Here is a 16,669-nt window from a genome sequence, read left to right as displayed (position 1 = left end):
CGCGAGAGCCCGATCTGACGATGGACGCCTCATTGCCCGCCCATATGCGCCCGGAACGCTCGTTCCAGGGCTTCATCCTCGCGCTCCAGCGGTTCTGGGCCGAGCAGGGCTGCGTGATCCTGCAGCCCTACGACATGGAAATGGGCGCGGGCACCTTCCATCCGGCGACCACGCTCCGCGCGCTTGGGCCAAAGCCGTGGAACGCGGCCTATGTGCAGCCCTCGCGCCGGCCCAAGGACGGCCGTTACGGCGAGAACCCGAACCGGATGCAGCACTATTACCAGTTCCAGGTGATCATGAAGCCGTCGCCGCCGAACCTTCAGGAGCTGTACCTGAAGTCGCTCGCCGCGATCGGCATCGATTCCGCCGTGCACGACATCCGCTTCGTCGAGGACGATTGGGAGAGTCCGACGCTGGGCGCCTGGGGCCTCGGTTGGGAGTGCTGGTGCGACGGCATGGAGGTCAGCCAGTTCACTTACTTTCAGCAGGTCGCCGGCTTCGAATGCGCCCCGGTCGCGGGCGAGCTCACCTACGGGCTCGAGCGCCTCGCGATGTATGTGCAGGGCGTCGACCGCGTCTACGACCTCAACTTCAACGGACGCGACGGTGACCAGAAGGTCACCTATGGCGACGTGTTCCTGCAGGCCGAGCAGGAATATTCGCGGCACAATTTCGAGTATGCGGACACCGCGATGCTGTTCGAGCAGTTCAAGATGGCGGAAGCGGCCTGCAAAAAATATCTCGACGCGGGCTGGCGCGACGGCGGCAACCGGAAACAGCATCTGATGGCGCTGCCTGCCTACGACCAGTGCATCAAGGCGAGCCACGTCTTCAACCTGCTCGATGCCCGCGGCGTGATCTCCGTGACCGAACGGCAGAGCTACATTCTGCGCGTGCGCGAGCTGGCAAAAGCTTGTGGCGAGGCCTGGATCCACACTGAAGCGGGCGGAGCGGCCTGATGCCCGATCTTTTGCTTGAACTGTTTTCCGAAGAAATTCCCGCGCGCATGCAGGCGAAGGCGGCGGACGATCTGCGCCGCATGGTCACCGACAAGCTGATTGCCGAGGGCCTGGTCTATGAGGGCGCAAAAGCCTTCGCGACGCCGCGCCGCCTTGCGCTCACCATGCACGGCATCCCTGCGCGCCAGCCTGATCTGAAGACCGAGCGCCGTGGCCCGAAGGTCGGCGCGCCCGATGCGGCCGTGCAGGGCTTCCTCAAGGCAACCGGTTTGAAGTCGTTGGACGAAGCCAAAATCCAGCGCGACCCCAAGGGTGATTTCTACATCGGCTTGATCGAGAAGCCCGGCCGCGACGCGATCGACGTGCTCGCCGAGATCCTGCCTGTCATCATCCGCACCTTCCCCTGGCCCAAATCGATGCGCTGGGGCGCGCGCTCGGGCAAGCCCGGCTCGCTGAACTGGGTGCGTCCGCTGCACGCGATCACCGCGACCTTCGGCCCCGAGACCGAAGAGCCCGATGTCGTGAAATTCGAGGTCGACGGCATCGAGAGCGGCCAGACCACTTACGGTCATCGCTTCCTTGCGCCGGCGCCGATCTCCGTGCGCCGCTTCGAGGACTACGAGGCTAAGCTTCTTGCAGCAAAAGTCGTGCTCGACCCCGAGCGCCGCAAGGACGCCATCCTCACCGACGCCAAGCAGCTGGCCTTCGCGCAAGGTTTTGAGCTGATCGAGGACCAGAACCTGCTCGACGAGGTCGCCGGCCTCGTCGAATGGCCGGTCGTGCTGATGGGCTCGTTCGAGCCGGAGTTCTTGAAGACGCCCGACGAAGTCATCCGCGCCACCATCCGCAACAACCAGAAGTGTTTTGTGGTGCGCGACCCCAAGACGGGCAAGCTCGCGAGCAAGTTCATCCTGGTCGCCAATATCGAGGCGACCGACGGTGGCAAAACCATCATTGCCGGCAACGAGCGCGTGATCCGCGCGCGGCTGTCGGATGCGAAGTTCTTCTACGAGACCGACCTCAAGACCAAGCTCGAGGGCCGGCTGCCGAAGTTCGATCAGATCGTGTTTCACGAGAAGCTCGGGACGCAGGCGGAACGCATCAAGCGCATCGAGCGCCTGGCCGCCGAGATCGCGCCGCTGGTCGGCGCCGATGTCGCCAAGGCGACGCGCGCGGCGCATCTGGCAAAGGCAGATCTGCTGACGGAAGTCGTCGGCGAATTCCCGGAAGTGCAGGGCCTGATGGGCAAATACTATGCGCTGGCTCAGGGCGAAGACGCCTCCGTCGCCGCGGCCTGCGAGGAGCACTACAAGCCGCAAGGGCCTGCTGATCGCGTTCCGACCGATCCGGTCAGCGTCGTGGTGGCGCTCGCCGACAAGATGGATACGCTAGTCGGTTTCTGGGCGATTGATGAAAAGCCAACCGGGAGCAAAGACCCATATGCGCTCCGTCGCGCGGCACTTGGCGTCATCAGGATAGTTCTTGAACGGCGGATCAAGATCAGTCTTCGAAACATTGTCGAGAAGCACTTCGAGAATTCATACAGAAAGAAGTATCTTGAGGTTGTCGATAAGATCGATGACTTGATGCTCTTTTTTGAGGATCGCCTGAAGGTCCAGCTCAAGGATCAGAAGGCCCGACACGATCTGGTCGATGCCGTTTTGAGTGCGGAATCGCTTTTTAAGGGGCACTCGCTCATTTCGATCGTGGATCGCATCGAGGCTCTCGGAAGATTGCTTGATAGCGATGATGGAAAGAATTTGCTGGCAGGGACAAAACGCGCGAGCAACATTCTAGCTATCGAAGAGAAGAGGGATAAACGCGAGTACGATCACGAGCCAGATGCTGCGCTCTACAGCCTCGCTGAGGAGAAGGCGCTGGCCAAGGCGATCGGTGAGGTCAAGGCGGAAGCCAGCGCTGCGGTGGCCAAGGAAGACTTCGCCGCCGCGATGAGTGCGATGGCAAAGCTGCGTCCGCCGGTCGATGCCTTCTTCGACAAGGTGCGCGTCAATGACGACGATCCCAAGGTACGCGAGAACCGCCTGAAGCTCCTCAACGAGATCCGCAGCGCCACGCGCGCGGTAGCGGATTTCTCGAAGATCCAGGATTGAGGCGCGGTTTGCGGCAAACACCGCTGTCATTCCGGGGCGCGCGTAGCGCGAGCCCGGAATCCATAACCACGATCGTGAGTATGGATTCTCAGGTGCGCAATTGCGCACCATAGCCCACGCCTCCGGCGTGTCCCGGAATGACGGCTGCTGATGTGGCTTGCCCAAAGAAGCCCCGCCCGGCGGGGGGAGGACCGGGCGGGGCCTGATGTCCGATTTAACACTGCTCGCGCCAGCCTGATGTGACGCGCCGGACATCGAATGGAGCGGCTGCGTCTTTAGTCCAGCACCTCGACGATGCGGCGCGAGCGCGGCTCGACCAGCACGGTTTCGCCGTTCACGACGGTGTAGCGATAGGTCGTGGCGCCGAAACGTTGCGGCACGTCATAATAGGTGACGCCTGCCTCGGGTAAGGTGGTGCCGACCACCACGCGATCCGGAATGCGGAAGGGCGGCACACGTTGTTCGACGACATATTCGCGGAAGGCGGGCCGTTGTTCGACGGCAATCGTCGGCGCGCCGTCGACCATGGCGGGCGCGCGTCCAATCGTGACATCGCTTTGCGCCTGCGCCGCAAGGGGCGCGCCGGTTGCGGCCGCGAGCGCTGCGAGAGCAAAAATCCTGTTCCGCATGGATAACTCCTTCGACGTGATTCTGCGGGCGCGCCAGCGGCGCGACCGGTTGCCAATGCGTGCCTCAAGCCAATGTTCCGGCAAAAGGCATGCCGCATTCGCGGCAATTTCGGGCAGTTTTCGTGAGGCCGGAACTCGCTGCAGCCCTTGCGCATCTCTACTCCCGGAACCCATCCGGTTATGATCCGCGCGCGATTCGCCTCACCTCACAGAAAGATAGTTCATGCACATCACCGTCGCCCACATTTCGCCGATCCTGTCGTTGATTGCGGGCGTGCTCATCCTGATCATGCCGCGGCTTCTCAACCTCATCGTCGCGATCTTCCTCATCGTCAACGGCGCGATCGGGCTCGGGCTCCTGAAGTGGCTCCGCTTCTAGGCGTTCACTTTTCGGAACTGTCCGTCTTGCGCGGGCCCGCCCAAAGTGGTGTAAGGCCCGCGATTTCCCATTCCTCTCGCAGGTTGTGTGCAAGCTATGGCCAAAGCCGCCTCGAAGCCTTCTAAAACTGCAGCGAAATCAAAGCCCTCCGCCAAGGCGAAGGCCGCGCCGGCGGCCCGCAAGGCGCTGGCCAAGAGCGCGCCGAAGCCGGTCGCCAAACCCACTGCAAAGCCGGTGGCAAAGGCAATGACCAAGGCGGCTTCGCCGAAGGTTGCCGCGAAGCCTGCGCCGAAGAAGGTTGTGCCTGCCAAGGCGGCGCCGGCAGCGGCGAAGGCCGGCAAATGGGTCTACACGTTCGGTGACGGCAAGGCCGAGGGCCGGACGGAAATGCGCGACCTGCTCGGCGGCAAGGGCGCCAACCTCGCTGAGATGGCCAATCTCGGCCTGCCGGTGCCTCCGGGCTTCACCATCCCGACCTCGGTCTGCACCTATTTCTACGAGCACGACAAGACCTACCCGAAGGAACTGAAGCCGCAGGTTGAGAAGGCGCTCGACTATGTCGGCAAGTTGACCGGCAAGGTGTTCGGCGACACCAGGAACCCGCTGCTCGTCTCGGTGCGCTCCGGCGCGCGCGCCTCGATGCCGGGCATGATGGACACCGTGCTCAATCTCGGCCTCAACGACCAGACCGTGGAAGCGCTGGCCGAGCTGTCGGGCGACCGCCGTTTCGCCTATGACAGCTATCGCCGCTTCATCACGATGTATTCCGACGTGGTGCTCGGCTTCGAGCATCATCACTTCGAGGAGATCCTCGACACCTTCAAGGACAGCCAGGGCTACACGCTCGACACCGATCTGTCCGCCGAGGACTGGGTCGAGCTGGTCGGCAAGTACAAGGACGCGGTCGCACGCGAGACCGGCAAGGAATTCCCGCAGGATCCGCACGACCAGCTCTGGGGCGCGATCGGCGCGGTCTTCTCATCCTGGATGAATGCGCGCGCGGTGACCTACCGCAAGCTGCACGACATTCCGGAATCCTGGGGCACCGCGGTCAACGTGCAGGCCATGGTGTTCGGCAACATGGGCGAGACCTCGGCCACGGGCGTTGCCTTCACCCGCAACCCCTCGACCGGCGAGAGCAAGCTCTACGGCGAGTTCCTGATCAACGCGCAAGGCGAGGACGTGGTCGCGGGCATCCGCACGCCGCAGGACATCACCGAGGAGGCGCGGAAGGAGTCGGGCTCCGACAAGGCGTCGATGGAAGCGGCGATGCCGGAAGCCTTCAAGGAGCTGACGCGGATCTACACGCTGCTCGAGAAGCACTACCGCGACATGCAGGACATGGAGTTCACCGTCGAGCAGGGTAAGCTCTGGATGCTCCAAACCCGCGGCGGCAAGCGCACCGCCAAGGCGGCGCTGCGCATCGCGGTCGAGCTCGCCAATGAGGGCCTGATCTCGAAGAAGGAAGCGGTGACGCGGATCGATCCGGCCTCGCTCGACCAGCTCCTGCATCCGACCATAGATCCCAACGCCAAGCGCGACGTGATCGCAACCGGCCTGCCGGCTTCGCCGGGTGCGGCCTCCGGCGAGATCGTGTTCTCCTCGGACGAGGCGGCCAAGCTTCAGGGCGACGGACGCAAGGTGATTTTGGTCCGCATCGAGACCAGCCCGGAAGACATCCACGGCATGCACGCCGCCGAAGGCATCCTGACCACGCGCGGCGGCATGACCTCGCACGCGGCGGTGGTCGCGCGCGGCATGGGCAAGCCCTGCGTCTCCGGCTGCGGGACCATCCGCGTCGATTACGGCCGCGGCACCATGAGCATCGGCTCGCGCACCTTCAAGACCGGTGATGTCATCACCATCGACGGCTCGCTCGGCCAGGTGCTCGCCGGCCGCATGCCGATGATCGAGCCGGAGCTGTCCGGCGAGTTCGGCACGCTGATGAATTGGGCCGACCAGGTCCGCAAGATCGGCGTCCGGGTCAACGGCGACACGCCGGACGACGCGCGCACCGCGATCAAGTTCGGCGCGGAAGGCATCGGCCTCTGCCGCACCGAGCACATGTTCTTCGAGGAGACGCGCATCCGCACGGTGCGCGAGATGATCCTCTCCGAGGACGAGCAGTCGCGCCGCGCCGCGCTGGCAAAACTGCTGCCGATGCAGCGCGCCGACTTCGTCGAGCTGTTCGAGATCATGAAGGGCCTGCCCGTCACGATCCGGCTTCTGGATCCTCCCCTTCATGAATTCCTGCCGCACACCCATGCCGAGGTCGAGGAAGTGGCGCGCGCCATGAACACCGACCCGCGGCGCCTCGCCGACCGCGCCCGGGAGCTCTCGGAGTTCAACCCGATGCTCGGCTTCCGCGGCTGCCGCATCGCCATCGCCTATCCCGAGATCGCCGAGATGCAGGCCCGCGCGATCTTCGAGGCGGCGGTCGAGGCGCAGAAGCGCACCGGCAAGGCCGTCGGCCTCGAGGTGATGGTGCCGCTGATCGCGACCAAGGCCGAGCTCGACCTGGTCAAGGCACGGATCGATGCCACCGCACAGGCCGTGATGCGCGAGACCAACACCAAGCTGGCCTATCAGGTCGGCACCATGATCGAGCTGCCGCGCGCCTGCCTGCTCGCGGGCGAGATCGCGCAGTCGGCCGAGTTCTTCTCGTTCGGCACCAACGACCTGACGCAGACGACCTACGGCATCAGCCGCGACGACGCGGCGAGCTTCCTCGGTCCCTATGTGGCGAAGGGCATCCTCACGGTCGATCCCTTCATCTCGCTCGATCAGGAAGGCGTCGGCGAGCTGGTCAAGATCGGCGTCGCCCGCGGCCGCAAGACCCGCACTTCGCTCAAGGTCGGCATCTGCGGCGAGCACGGCGGCGATCCCGCCTCCGTCGCCTTCTGCCACCATATCGGTCTCGACTACGTCTCCTGCTCGCCCTACCGCGTGCCGATCGCGCGGCTTGCAGCGGCGCAGGCCGCGCTCGGCAAGGCGATCGCGAGCCAGGCGTAAGCCGAAACACAGACTTGAATTGAGAGAGGCGGGGCCCAGCCCCGCCTCTCATTTTTGGCACTGCTCTCTCCGCGTCGTCATTGCGAGCCACCGGGTCCGCGCAAAGCGCGGCCCGATGACAGGCTCCACGAAGCAATCCAGAGTCGTTCCGCAGAGGGACTCTACTCGGCGCCCCTCACATCATCCCCGTCTCATCCTCCTCGGCCTGCCCGATCAGCGCCTCGCTCGCTACCGCCTCGCGGCGGGGCACGACGAACATCATCACGCAGGCGCAAAGGATCGAGATCGCGAGGACCGCGGAGGTCAGCGGCAGCGTCGTTGCGGAGTGGCCGCCGAGATAGGCGCCGAACTGCGACATCAGCGCGCCAATGCCTTGCTGCAGGAAGCCCATCGCGCCCGAGGCGGTGCCGGCCGCTTCGGGACGGATGCTGATGGCGCCGGCGGCGGAATTCGCCATCACGAAGGCATTGCCGGCCATCACGATCATATGGGTGCCGAACAGCCAGGCGGGCGCCTCGTTCCAACCGACGAAGCTCCAGAGCAGGTTCGCAAGGCTGCCGCAGAGCTGCAGGGCGAGCCCGAACCAGATCAGCTTCTCCAGTGAGTGGCGCGGCGCAAAGCGCACGCAGAGCAGGTTGCCGACCAGAAACGCAAAGCCCGTCGTCGCGAACCAGGCGCCGTATTCAGCGCTGCTGCGGCCCATCTGCGTCACCACGATGTAGGGCCCGCCACCGGCGAAGGTGAAGATGATCTGGGACGCCAGCACTTGGCACATCACATAGCCGACGAAGGCGCGGTTGCGGATGAGCATGCCGATATCGCCGCGGAAGCCGCTGCCGGCGGCGCGGCTGCGGCGGGTCTCAGGCAGCGCCAAGGCGATCCCGACGGCAACGACGATGGCGGCGATGGTGATGGCATAAAAGATCGCGCGCCATCCCAACGCGGTCTCGATCAGGCCGCCGGTGAGCGGCGAGACCATCTGCCCGATCATCAGCGCCGCGACCACGAGGCTGATCATCGAGGCGACGCGGTCGCGCTCGTAGATGTCGCGGATGATGGCCCGGCTGATCACCATGCCGGATGCGCCGCCGAGCGCCTGGAAGAAGCGTGCGGCGATCAATTGCGGCAGGGTCTCGGCGAAAATGCAGGCGACGCTGGCCGCCACCATCAGTGCAAGTCCTCCGAGCAGCACCGGACGCCGCCCGAACCGGTCCGACAGCGGGCCCATGATCAGCTGCGACAGCGCGATGCCGACCATGTAGAGCGACACCGTCATCTGCGCGATCGAGATGTCGCTGCCGAAATCCGTCGCCAGCACCGGCAGCGCCGGAACCAGGATGTAGAGCGAGATCGGTGCGACCCCGGTCATCACCACCAGCAGCAGCAACACCAGACGCGAGGTCGCGAGGTTGCCGGCCGCTTCGGGCGGCTTGCTGATGATGCCGTGCATCGCCGGACACTAGCCGCATCGCGTTGCGAGCGAATACGCTCATTTCGGCATACGGCTATGCGCGAGGCGTCAAGGCGCTGGGCCTGTGGGTGGGCAAAGACGCGCTCTTTGCGCGGCGTGCCCACCATTGCTGCCGTCACCCGGAGATGGATGGTGGGCACGCATCCGCCTCCGCTCTTCGAGCGGCAGCGGATGCTTTGCCCACCCTACGCAGGCAGTCTTATGACGGAGTTAGAGCTTCAGCTCCGCCGTGGCCTGATCGAGCCAGGTCTTCGTCGCCTCGTCCAGCGCCGGCCGCACGTCGTCCCTGACGCGCGCATGGTACGCGTTCAGCCAATCGAGCTCGTCGCGGCTCAGCATCGCGACATCGATCAGACGGCGGTCGATCGGCGCCAGGGTCAGCGTCTCGAACGCGTTCATCGGCTTCTCGGCACCCTTGATGTCGGCGGCGACGACCAGCTCGAGATTCTCGATGCGGATGCCGAAGCCATCGGTCTTGTAATAGCCGGGCTCGTTCGACAGGATCATGCCGCGCTTCAGCGGCGTGGTGCCGAGCTTCGAAATTCGCGCCGGTCCTTCGTGCACCGAGAGATAGCTGCCGACGCCGTGGCCGGTGCCGTGCTCGAAATCGAGCCCGACGGCCCAGAGATGTTGCCGCGCCAGCGTGTCGAGTTGCGCGCCCGTGGTGCCGTCCGGAAAGACGGCGCGCGCGATCGCGATGTGGCCGCGCAGCACGCGGGTGAAGCGGTCGCGCATCTCATCCGTCGGCTCGCCGACCGCCATGGTGCGCGTGACGTCGGTGGTGCCGTCTTCATATTGCGCGCCGGAATCGATCAGCAGGAGATCGCCGGGCGCGATCCGCCGGTTGCTCTTGCGGGTGACGCGGTAATGCACGATGGCGCCGTTCGGGCCGGTGCCGGAGATGGTCGGGAACGAGACGTCCCTGAGCGCGCCAGTGTCGCGGCGGAAGGTTTCCAGCGCCTCGACCGCGTCGATCTCGGTGAGCTTGCCGCTTGGCGCCTCGCGATCGATCCAGGCGAGGAAGCGTGCCAGCGCCACGGCGTCGCGCAAATGAGCCGTCTTGGTGCCCTTGATCTCGGTCGCGTTCTTGACCGCCTTGAGCAATGCAACCGGATCGCTGCCGCGCACCGGCTTGCCGCCGGCTCCGCTGATCAGGCGGCTGAGTGCGTCGGCCGCTGTGGCATTGTCGAGCGCAATGGCCGCACCGCTCTTGGCCAGCGCCATCAGCGTCGGCGCCATGGCGTCCGGTTCGCGCACGTCGGCGGACTGCTCGAGATGGTCGCGCGTGAGGTTGGAGAGCTTGCGGTGGTCGATGAAGATGGTGGGACGGCCGTCCTTCGGTACCAGCGCGTAGGACAGTGGCAGCGGCGTATGGGCGACGTCGGCGCCGCGGATGTTGAAGGTCCAGGCCACCGCGTGACTGTCCGACAGCACCAAGGCATCGGTGCCGAGCTTGGCGATCTCGGCCCTGATCTGGGTCAGCTTCTCCGCTTCAGTGATACCGGCGTGCTGAAGGCTGTGCACCGCGACGGGGGCGATCGGCGGCTGCGGCCGGTCCTGCCAGATCGCGTCGATCGGATTGCTGTCGACCGCGACCAGCTCGGCCCCGGCCTTGGCGCAGGCGGCGGACAATCGCTCGGCTGCCGAAAAAGTGTGCAGCCACGGATCAAATCCGAGGCGGTCGCCGGCTTTCAGATGCGCCGCCACCCAGCTCTCCGGCGGCGGGTCGATCAGCGATTCCACTACCCATGCCTTGGCATCGACCTGCTTGGCCGCCTGCAGCGTGTAGCGGCCGTCGACGAACAGCGCAGCCTCCTGCGGCAGAACCACTGCTAGTCCCGCCGAGCCGGTAAAGCCGGTCAGCCAGGCGAGCCGCTCTTCCGATGGCGGCACATATTCGTTCTGCTGCTGGTCGGCACGTGGCACGACGAAGCCGGTCAACTTGCGACGGGCAAGTTCTTCGCGAAGTGCGGCCAGTCGTGCCGCCAACGCGACGCCGGCCTCCGGCTCCTCGAATGTCTGGAAGTGCGCTTCGAACATGGTGGATCACTTTAGGATCATGGAGATCAGTCCGCAATGTAGACGCATTTGCGTCGCATCTGGCATGGACTGTGCTTGAAATAGTTCCATTCGAATTGAGTGGAGTAAAGGATGCGGCAGTTGCGCTTCGTCCGGATAACAGGGAAATTCGAGCGGGTGGTTCATCTCAACGGCGAGGGGACACACAATGCCAGCGTTCACCTTTGAGAAGATTTCGCCTCCGGCGCGCCGCGCTCCGATAGCGGCAGTACCGAAGAAGCCGCGCGGCCTCATCAGCCAGATGATCGACCGTTTCGCCGAGCGCCGCGCCAAACGCGCCTTGCGGGGCAAGCGCGCGTCACGCCGCGACGAGAAGCCGGCCGAGTAGCGCGGCGAGGGAGCGCACCGCCGTCGCGACGCGGTTAGTTCATCCCACCTTCCTCAGCAGCAGACTGCTCCACCCCTCGATGCGCAGATGCTTCACCGGCACGAGGCCGCGGGCGCGGTAGGCGGCGATCACGGCGGGCGCCTGGTGCGTCAAGAGGCCGGAGAGGATGACGGGGGCGCCAGGCGCAAGGTGCCGCGTCATCGGGCTCGCCAATTGCCGCAACGGATTGGCAAGGATATTGGCGAGCACCAGGTCGAACGGGCCTGCACGCGCAAAATCTGGCGCGGCAAAGCCGGTCGCGCGGATCACCCGCACATGGTTGCCAACTTCGTTCAGCGTGGCGTTCTCGGCGGCCACCCGGACCGATGGCGGATCGATGTCGGAAGCGAGCACCGCGCGATGCAGCGCCTTCGCCGCCGCGATCGCCAGCACGCCCGTGCCGGTGCCGAGATCGAGCAGGCTCCTTGGGCGGGAGCTCTTCAGGACATGGTCAAGCAGAAGTAAACAGCCGCGCGTCGTGCCATGGTGACCGGTGCCGAAGGCGAGCGCCGCCTCGATCTCGATGGCAAGCTTGTTCGGCGCCACACGGTCGCGATCGTGGCTGCCGTGCACGACGAAGCGGCCGGCCGGCACCGGGACGAGATCTTCAAGGCTGGCTTTGACCCAGTCCTTGGCTTCGACAGTGTCGAAGACGAGCGTCGCCGCGACCTCATTTCCTGCTGAAGTTGCAACGAGTTCGCGCAGCCATGCCTGATCGGGCGCTGCGGCGAAATGCAACGTGACGTCCCAGCGTCCGTCAGGCCGTTCGAACGCGGCGACCGCCGCATCGCCGTCGAAAAAGATCTCGGTGAGCAGGTCGACGACGCCCTTGGCGTCGGCTTCGCTGCCGATTGAAAAGCTGGCGCGATGGGTCGGGGAAGGCTGCATTTAGGTTCCGTCGCGTTCAATTTTTGGAACTTTTAGTGCCCAGTTTTCGGACAAGTTGAGGTTCCCATATTAACGCGCCTGCAGTGTGTGGCCCGTATATTTTCGGATGTACAAGCAAGTCCACGCAGCTTTGAATTGAAACGGAGGCGAGTCTTGAAGCGCATGATTCAGAAGTTCTGGTCGGATGAGTCCGGTGCAACCGCGATTGAATACGGCCTGATCGCCGCGGGTATCGCCCTGGCGATCATTACCGTGGTGAACGGCCTGGGCACTACCATGAACGAGAAGTTCACTTCGATTAGCACCTCCTTGAAGTAATTTCCGCCGCCATTTTCCAGCGGGGGCTATTTTCTTCAAAGGCTGTTCCTGATCACCGCCTGCTAGGGGTTTCCCCTGGCGGGCGAGGTCGTTTTTGCCGCCCGACTTCACAGCTTATCCGCCTGCTTGTCCGGACTTTATCCACCACTTTTCCCCTGATCGCCTCGCCGATTTCCCACCGGCTTTCCCCAGGATCGCTCCTGGCCGTATCGCCCAGGCCTCCTCTGGCCGCTCACAGGCCTTTCGACAGCCTGTCCACCGCCAATCCACAGCCCTATCCACGGCTCCCGAACAGGGCGCGGTGATCCCGCAGGATCGCCTGCGCGGCGTTATGGCCGGGGGCGCCGGTGACGCCGCCGCCGGGATGGGCGCCGGATCCGCAATGGTAAAGGCCTCTCAGCGGCCCGCGATAATCGGCGTGGCCCAGCATCGGCCGCGCCGAGAACAACTGGTTCAGCGTCAGCGCGCCGTGGAAGATGTCGCCGCCGAGCAGCCCGAATTGCCGCTCGAGATCGAGCGGAGACAGGATCTGACGGCCGAGCACGCTCGCCGCGAAGCCCGGGGCGTTTTTATCCACCGTCGCGATCATGAGATCGGCGACCTCGTCGCGATGGTCGTCCCACGACTTTCCATCGGGAAGCCCTGGTGCGACATGCTGACAGAACAGGCTCGCGACATGCTTGCCGGCCGGGGCCAGCGTGTCGTCGAGCGTCGAGGGGATCAGCATTTCCACGACGGGCTCGCGGCTCCAGCCCTGCGCGCGCGCGTCGAGCCAGGCGCGATCCATATAGCCGAGGCTCGGCGCCAGGATGATGCCGGAGGTGAGGTGATCGCCCTCGCCTGAGAGCGCCGTGAAGGAGGGCAGGCGGTCCAGCGCCACATTCATCCGGAAGGTGCCGGAGCCGTTCTTCCAATGCCGGATGCGGGCGAGGAAGTCCGCAGGCAGAGCATCGGCCGCGATCAGGCGCGTGTAGAGCAGCTTTGGATTGACATTGGCCGCGACATATTTCGCGCGGATCGCAGAGCCGTTCTCCAGCACGATTCCGACGGCGCGGTCTCGCTCGACGATGACCTCGCGCACACCGGCATCCGTGTCGATCACGACGCCACGGTCGCGTGCCGCGCGCGCCATCGCCTGCGTGATCGCGCCCATGCCGCCGATGGCGTGGCCCCACACGCCCTTCTTGCCGTTCACCTCCCCGAACGCGTGATGCAGCATCACATAGGCCGAGCCGGCGGCGTAGGGGCTGGCATAATTGCCGACGATGGCGTCGAAGCCGAACAGCGCCTTGACCAGATCGTGCTCGAAACGTTCGTCCAGCATCTCGCCGGCCGAGCGCGTGAACAGATCGAGCAGGCTGCGGCTTTGTTCCAGCGTCAGGCCGCGCAGAATGTTGGCGCTCTGCAAAGCGTTCACCGCCTCGCGGACCGCGTTGGTACCAAAACCGTCGAGCAGGTTCGGCGGCGCGCGCAGCACGAACCGCCTGAGCACGTCGGCAATGTCTTCCAGCTCGCGCGCGAAGCCGTCGAGCGCTTCCGCATCATGCGCGCTGAGCCGCGCCACCGAGGCTTTCGTTCGCCCCTCGCCGGTGAGGAGATAGCTGCCGTCTGGCGCGGGCAGAAAATTCTGCGCACGCCGCTCGACGATGCGCAGGCCCTGCTCGGCAAGCTTGAGGTCACGGATCACCTGCGGATTGAGCAGGCTCACGGTGTAGGCGGCGACAGAATTGCGAAAGCCGGGGTGAAACTCCTCCGTCACCGCGGCACCGCCGACCACCTTGCGCCGTTCGACCACGCGCACGCGCAGGCCCGCCATTGCCAGATAGGTCGCGCAGGTGAGGCCGTTATGGCCCGCGCCGATGATGATGACGTCGGTATCTGTCATGAAGAATGCGAGGCCCGGTCTACTGTCATTCCGGGGCTCGCGAAGCGAGAACCCGGAATCTCGAGGTTCCGGGTTCGATGCTTTGCATCGCCCGGAACGACCCTCTTATATCAGGCATTCCTTGCTGCAACATCACGCCACACTTTATTGCCCGTCCAGGCGCCTTGTGCTCCATTGCGCGCGATCCGGCGCCCGCCGGGGTTTAAGCCGGAGCATTCATGGATTCGATCGTGCAACCCGCCGCCACGGAGCAGCCGTCGTCGTCGCGCAACCGGCTGCTGCTGACGGTCTACACCGCTGCGATCTTCGTCAGCGCGCTGCTGCTGTTCTCGGTTCAGCCGCTGTTCACCAAGATGGTGCTGCCGCGGCTCGGCGGCTCGCCGGCGGTGTGGTCGGTGGCCATGGTGTTCTTCCAGTCGCTGCTGCTGGCCGGCTATGCCTATGCGCATCTGCTGATGCAGGCGCGGAACCGGATCGTCCCCGTCGCGGTACATCTGGTGCTGCTGTTCGCCGCCTTCGCAACGCTGCCGCTCGGCATCGCCTCCGCCTATGGCGAGCCGCCGGCTTCGGGCTACGCAGTCTGGCTGCTCGCCCTGTTCGCGGTCTCGATCGGGCTGCCGTTCTTTGCGCTCGCCGCGAACAATCCGCTGCTGCAGGCCTGGTTCGTCCGCACCGGCCATCCGGCCGGGCACGATCCCTATTTCCTCTACGCCTCCTCCAATGTCGGCAGCTTCCTCGCGCTGTTGTCCTATCCGTTCCTGCTGGAGCCGATGTTCACGCTGCAGATGCAGAACCGGTTCTGGACCGGTGGCTATGGCCTGCTGATCCTCCTCATCGGCGCCTGCGGCGTGCTGTTGTTGCGTTCGCCGAAGTTGGCGCTGACCGACACGCGGGCCGAGGACGTGAATGCACCCGCGCCCGGCCTCTTGACGCGGCTGCGCTGGATCTTCCTCGCCGCCGTGCCATCGGGCCTGCTCATCGCCGTCACCGCGCACATCTCGACCGACGTCGCGGCGGCGCCGCTTTTGTGGGTGCTGCCGCTGTCGCTTTACCTCTTGACCTGGGTCGTCGTGTTCCAGTCGCGGCCGCTGCTGCCGCACAAATGGATGCTGATGCTCCAGCCGGTCGCGATTGCGGGCGTCGTCGTCCTGCTGGCTTTCGGCGGCGAGCAGAACCTGCTGCTGACCCTCGGCGGACATCAACTCTGCTTCTTCGTCATCGCCATGGCCTGCCACGGCGAGCTGGCGCGGACGCGGCCTGCCGCCAAATATCTCACCGGCTTCTATGTCGCGTTGTCGTTCGGCGGCATGGTCGGCGGCTTGTTCGCGGGGCTGGTTGCGCCCTTCACCTTCTCGTGGATCGCCGAATATCCGATCCTGATCGCGCTTGCCGCGCTGTGCCGTCCGTCCGCGAATGAGCGGCTGGCCGCAATCGTCAAATGGTACTGGCTGGCGCTCGCCGCGCTCGCGGTGGCGCTCATCGCGCCGTCATATACGACCGGTGGCCTCTCGACCTGGTTCGAGGATCATCGTGTCTGGGTCGCCGGCGCCGTCGGCGTGCTCGCCGCGCTGCTCGCGCTGATCCTCAATGCCGGGCGCTGGAAGATCTTTGCCACCGTCGTGCTGGCGCTGGCGTTGATCCGCGTCTATCCCGCGGACGAGGGCCGCGTCACGACCGTGCGCAGCTTCTTCGGCGTGCACAAGATCGTGGTGACGCCGGGCGGTTATTTCCACGTGCTGATGCACGGCACCACCATTCATGGCGCCGAGCGTTTCCGCAACAATGACGGCACGCCTGTTGCCGGCCGGCCCGAGCCGATCACCTATTACCACAAGGACGGCGGCATCGGTCAGGCCGTCAGCGCGATCCGCGAGCGCAAGGGCGCGCCGCTGAAGGTCGCCGCGATCGGCGTCGGCTCCGGCACGCTCGCCTGCGCCGCCGAGCAGGGGGAGGACTGGACCTTCTTCGAGATCGACCAGTCCATGGTCGATGCGGCGCGTGATCCCAGGAATTTCCGCTACATCTCGAGCTGCATGCCCGACATGAAGCCCGTCATCGGGGATGCGCGCCTCACCTTCGCCAAGGAGCCCGACGGCGCCTATGATCTCGTCATCGTCGACGCCTATTCGTCCGACGCGATCCCGATCCATCTTGCGACCGAAGAGGCGATGAAGATCTACAAGGACAAGCTCGCGCCGCACGGTGCCGTGGTGATGCACGTCTCCAACCGGCATCTGGACCTCGAAACCGTCGTCGTCGGTATCGCGGACGCCAATGATCTCAAGAGCTGGGTCTTCAACGAGGATTCCGGGCGCGATGGTGACTACATCTTCTCCACCGACGTCGTCATCTCCGCGCGCGAGGAGGCCGACATCGGCAGGCTCGCGTCCTCCAAGCAATGGGAACAGACCGAAGCCGACGACAGGGTGCGGGTCTGGACCGATGACTATTCGAACATCCTGGGCGCGCTGTATCGGCGTTGGAAGGACGGCGAGTAGGGCTCTCTTCGTAGCCCGGATGGAGCGAAGCGCAATCCGGGGGCGCTCCCGGCGTGGTACTGTCCCGGATTTC

At 65.0% G+C, this 16,669-nt stretch carries 12 protein-coding genes; 7 read left to right on the top strand and 5 right to left on the bottom strand.

Translation table 11 applies throughout. The features are described 5' to 3' along the window. Positions 1 to 20 precede the first annotated feature (20 nt). Both XF30_RS32630 and glyS read left to right on the top strand, forming a co-directional pair. On the top strand, positions 21 to 959 hold the full coding sequence (locus tag XF30_RS32630; RefSeq protein ID WP_036006377.1) for a glycine--tRNA ligase subunit alpha: 939 nt from the start codon (positions 21 to 23) through the stop codon (positions 957 to 959). Next, positions 959 to 3,070: a glycine--tRNA ligase subunit beta gene (glyS, locus tag XF30_RS32625; RefSeq protein WP_109144967.1), complete on the top strand. Its 2,112-nt coding sequence runs from the start codon at positions 959 to 961 to the stop codon at positions 3,068 to 3,070. The genes XF30_RS32630 and glyS overlap by 1 nt, the downstream gene beginning before the upstream one ends. A 275-nt stretch (positions 3,071 to 3,345) precedes the next feature. Here glyS and XF30_RS32620 read toward each other — a convergent pair whose 3' ends face one another. Beyond that, positions 3,346 to 3,699: a DUF1236 domain-containing protein gene (locus XF30_RS32620; RefSeq protein WP_036006381.1), complete on the bottom strand. Its 354-nt coding sequence runs from the start codon at positions 3,697 to 3,699 to the stop codon at positions 3,346 to 3,348. 223 nt (positions 3,700 to 3,922) lie between these two features. Between XF30_RS32620 and XF30_RS32615 the strand changes: the two genes are divergently transcribed. Next, the gene (locus tag XF30_RS32615; RefSeq protein ID WP_008562090.1) at positions 3,923 to 4,078 is read left to right on the top strand and encodes a DUF3096 domain-containing protein; all 156 of its coding nucleotides are present in this window, start codon (positions 3,923 to 3,925) and stop codon (positions 4,076 to 4,078) included. Positions 4,079 to 4,174: 96 nt separating this feature from the next. Then, entirely contained in the window at positions 4,175 to 7,090 is a 2,916-nt protein-coding gene (gene ppdK / locus XF30_RS32610) for a pyruvate, phosphate dikinase (protein ID WP_036024905.1), read from the top strand. 175 nt (positions 7,091 to 7,265) lie between these two features. On the opposite strand, the gene XF30_RS32605 is transcribed toward ppdK, so the two are convergent. Together XF30_RS32605 and XF30_RS32600 are read right to left on the bottom strand one after the other, a co-directional pair. Then, the gene (locus tag XF30_RS32605; protein ID WP_036024906.1) at positions 7,266 to 8,540 is read right to left on the bottom strand and encodes a multidrug effflux MFS transporter; all 1,275 of its coding nucleotides are present in this window, start codon (positions 8,538 to 8,540) and stop codon (positions 7,266 to 7,268) included. Between the two features lie 231 nt (positions 8,541 to 8,771). Then, the gene (locus XF30_RS32600) at positions 8,772 to 10,601 is read right to left on the bottom strand and encodes an aminopeptidase P family protein (RefSeq protein ID WP_109144966.1); all 1,830 of its coding nucleotides are present in this window, start codon (positions 10,599 to 10,601) and stop codon (positions 8,772 to 8,774) included. 187 nt (positions 10,602 to 10,788) lie between these two features. On the opposite strand from XF30_RS32600, the gene XF30_RS32595 reads away from it, so the two are divergent. Then, on the top strand, positions 10,789 to 10,968 hold the full coding sequence (locus XF30_RS32595) for a hypothetical protein (protein ID WP_109144965.1): 180 nt from the start codon (positions 10,789 to 10,791) through the stop codon (positions 10,966 to 10,968). A 39-nt stretch (positions 10,969 to 11,007) separates the two neighbouring features. Here the strand turns inward: XF30_RS32595 and XF30_RS32590 are convergent, their stop codons facing one another. Continuing rightward, positions 11,008 to 11,895, bottom strand: coding sequence for a 50S ribosomal protein L11 methyltransferase (locus XF30_RS32590; RefSeq protein ID WP_109144964.1), 888 nt, complete (start codon positions 11,893 to 11,895; stop codon positions 11,008 to 11,010). A 162-nt stretch (positions 11,896 to 12,057) separates the two neighbouring features. Here XF30_RS32590 and XF30_RS32585 point away from each other — a divergent pair, with 162 nt between their 5' ends. Beyond that, positions 12,058 to 12,213 (top strand): Flp family type IVb pilin, encoded by a 156-nt coding sequence (locus XF30_RS32585; protein WP_085968950.1) that lies wholly within the window; start codon positions 12,058 to 12,060, stop codon positions 12,211 to 12,213. Positions 12,214 to 12,487: 274 nt separating this feature from the next. Here XF30_RS32585 and XF30_RS32580 read toward each other — a convergent pair whose 3' ends face one another. After that, complete coding sequence (locus tag XF30_RS32580; protein WP_109144963.1) at positions 12,488 to 14,098, bottom strand: phytoene desaturase family protein; 1,611 nt, start codon at positions 14,096 to 14,098, stop codon at positions 12,488 to 12,490. A 218-nt stretch (positions 14,099 to 14,316) separates the two neighbouring features. On the opposite strand from XF30_RS32580, the gene XF30_RS32575 reads away from it, so the two are divergent. Further along, positions 14,317 to 16,596, top strand: coding sequence for a fused MFS/spermidine synthase (locus XF30_RS32575; RefSeq protein WP_036006401.1), 2,280 nt, complete (start codon positions 14,317 to 14,319; stop codon positions 16,594 to 16,596). The last annotated feature ends 73 nt before the right edge of the window (positions 16,597 to 16,669 follow it).

Source organism: Bradyrhizobium sp. SUTN9-2 (genome assembly GCF_003122645.1).
In the GTDB taxonomy this organism is placed as follows: Bacteria; Pseudomonadota; Alphaproteobacteria; order Rhizobiales; family Xanthobacteraceae; genus Bradyrhizobium; species Bradyrhizobium yuanmingense.
Note: the sequence above shows the minus strand (reverse complement) of the source record. Positions and strands in the feature narration are given on the sequence as shown.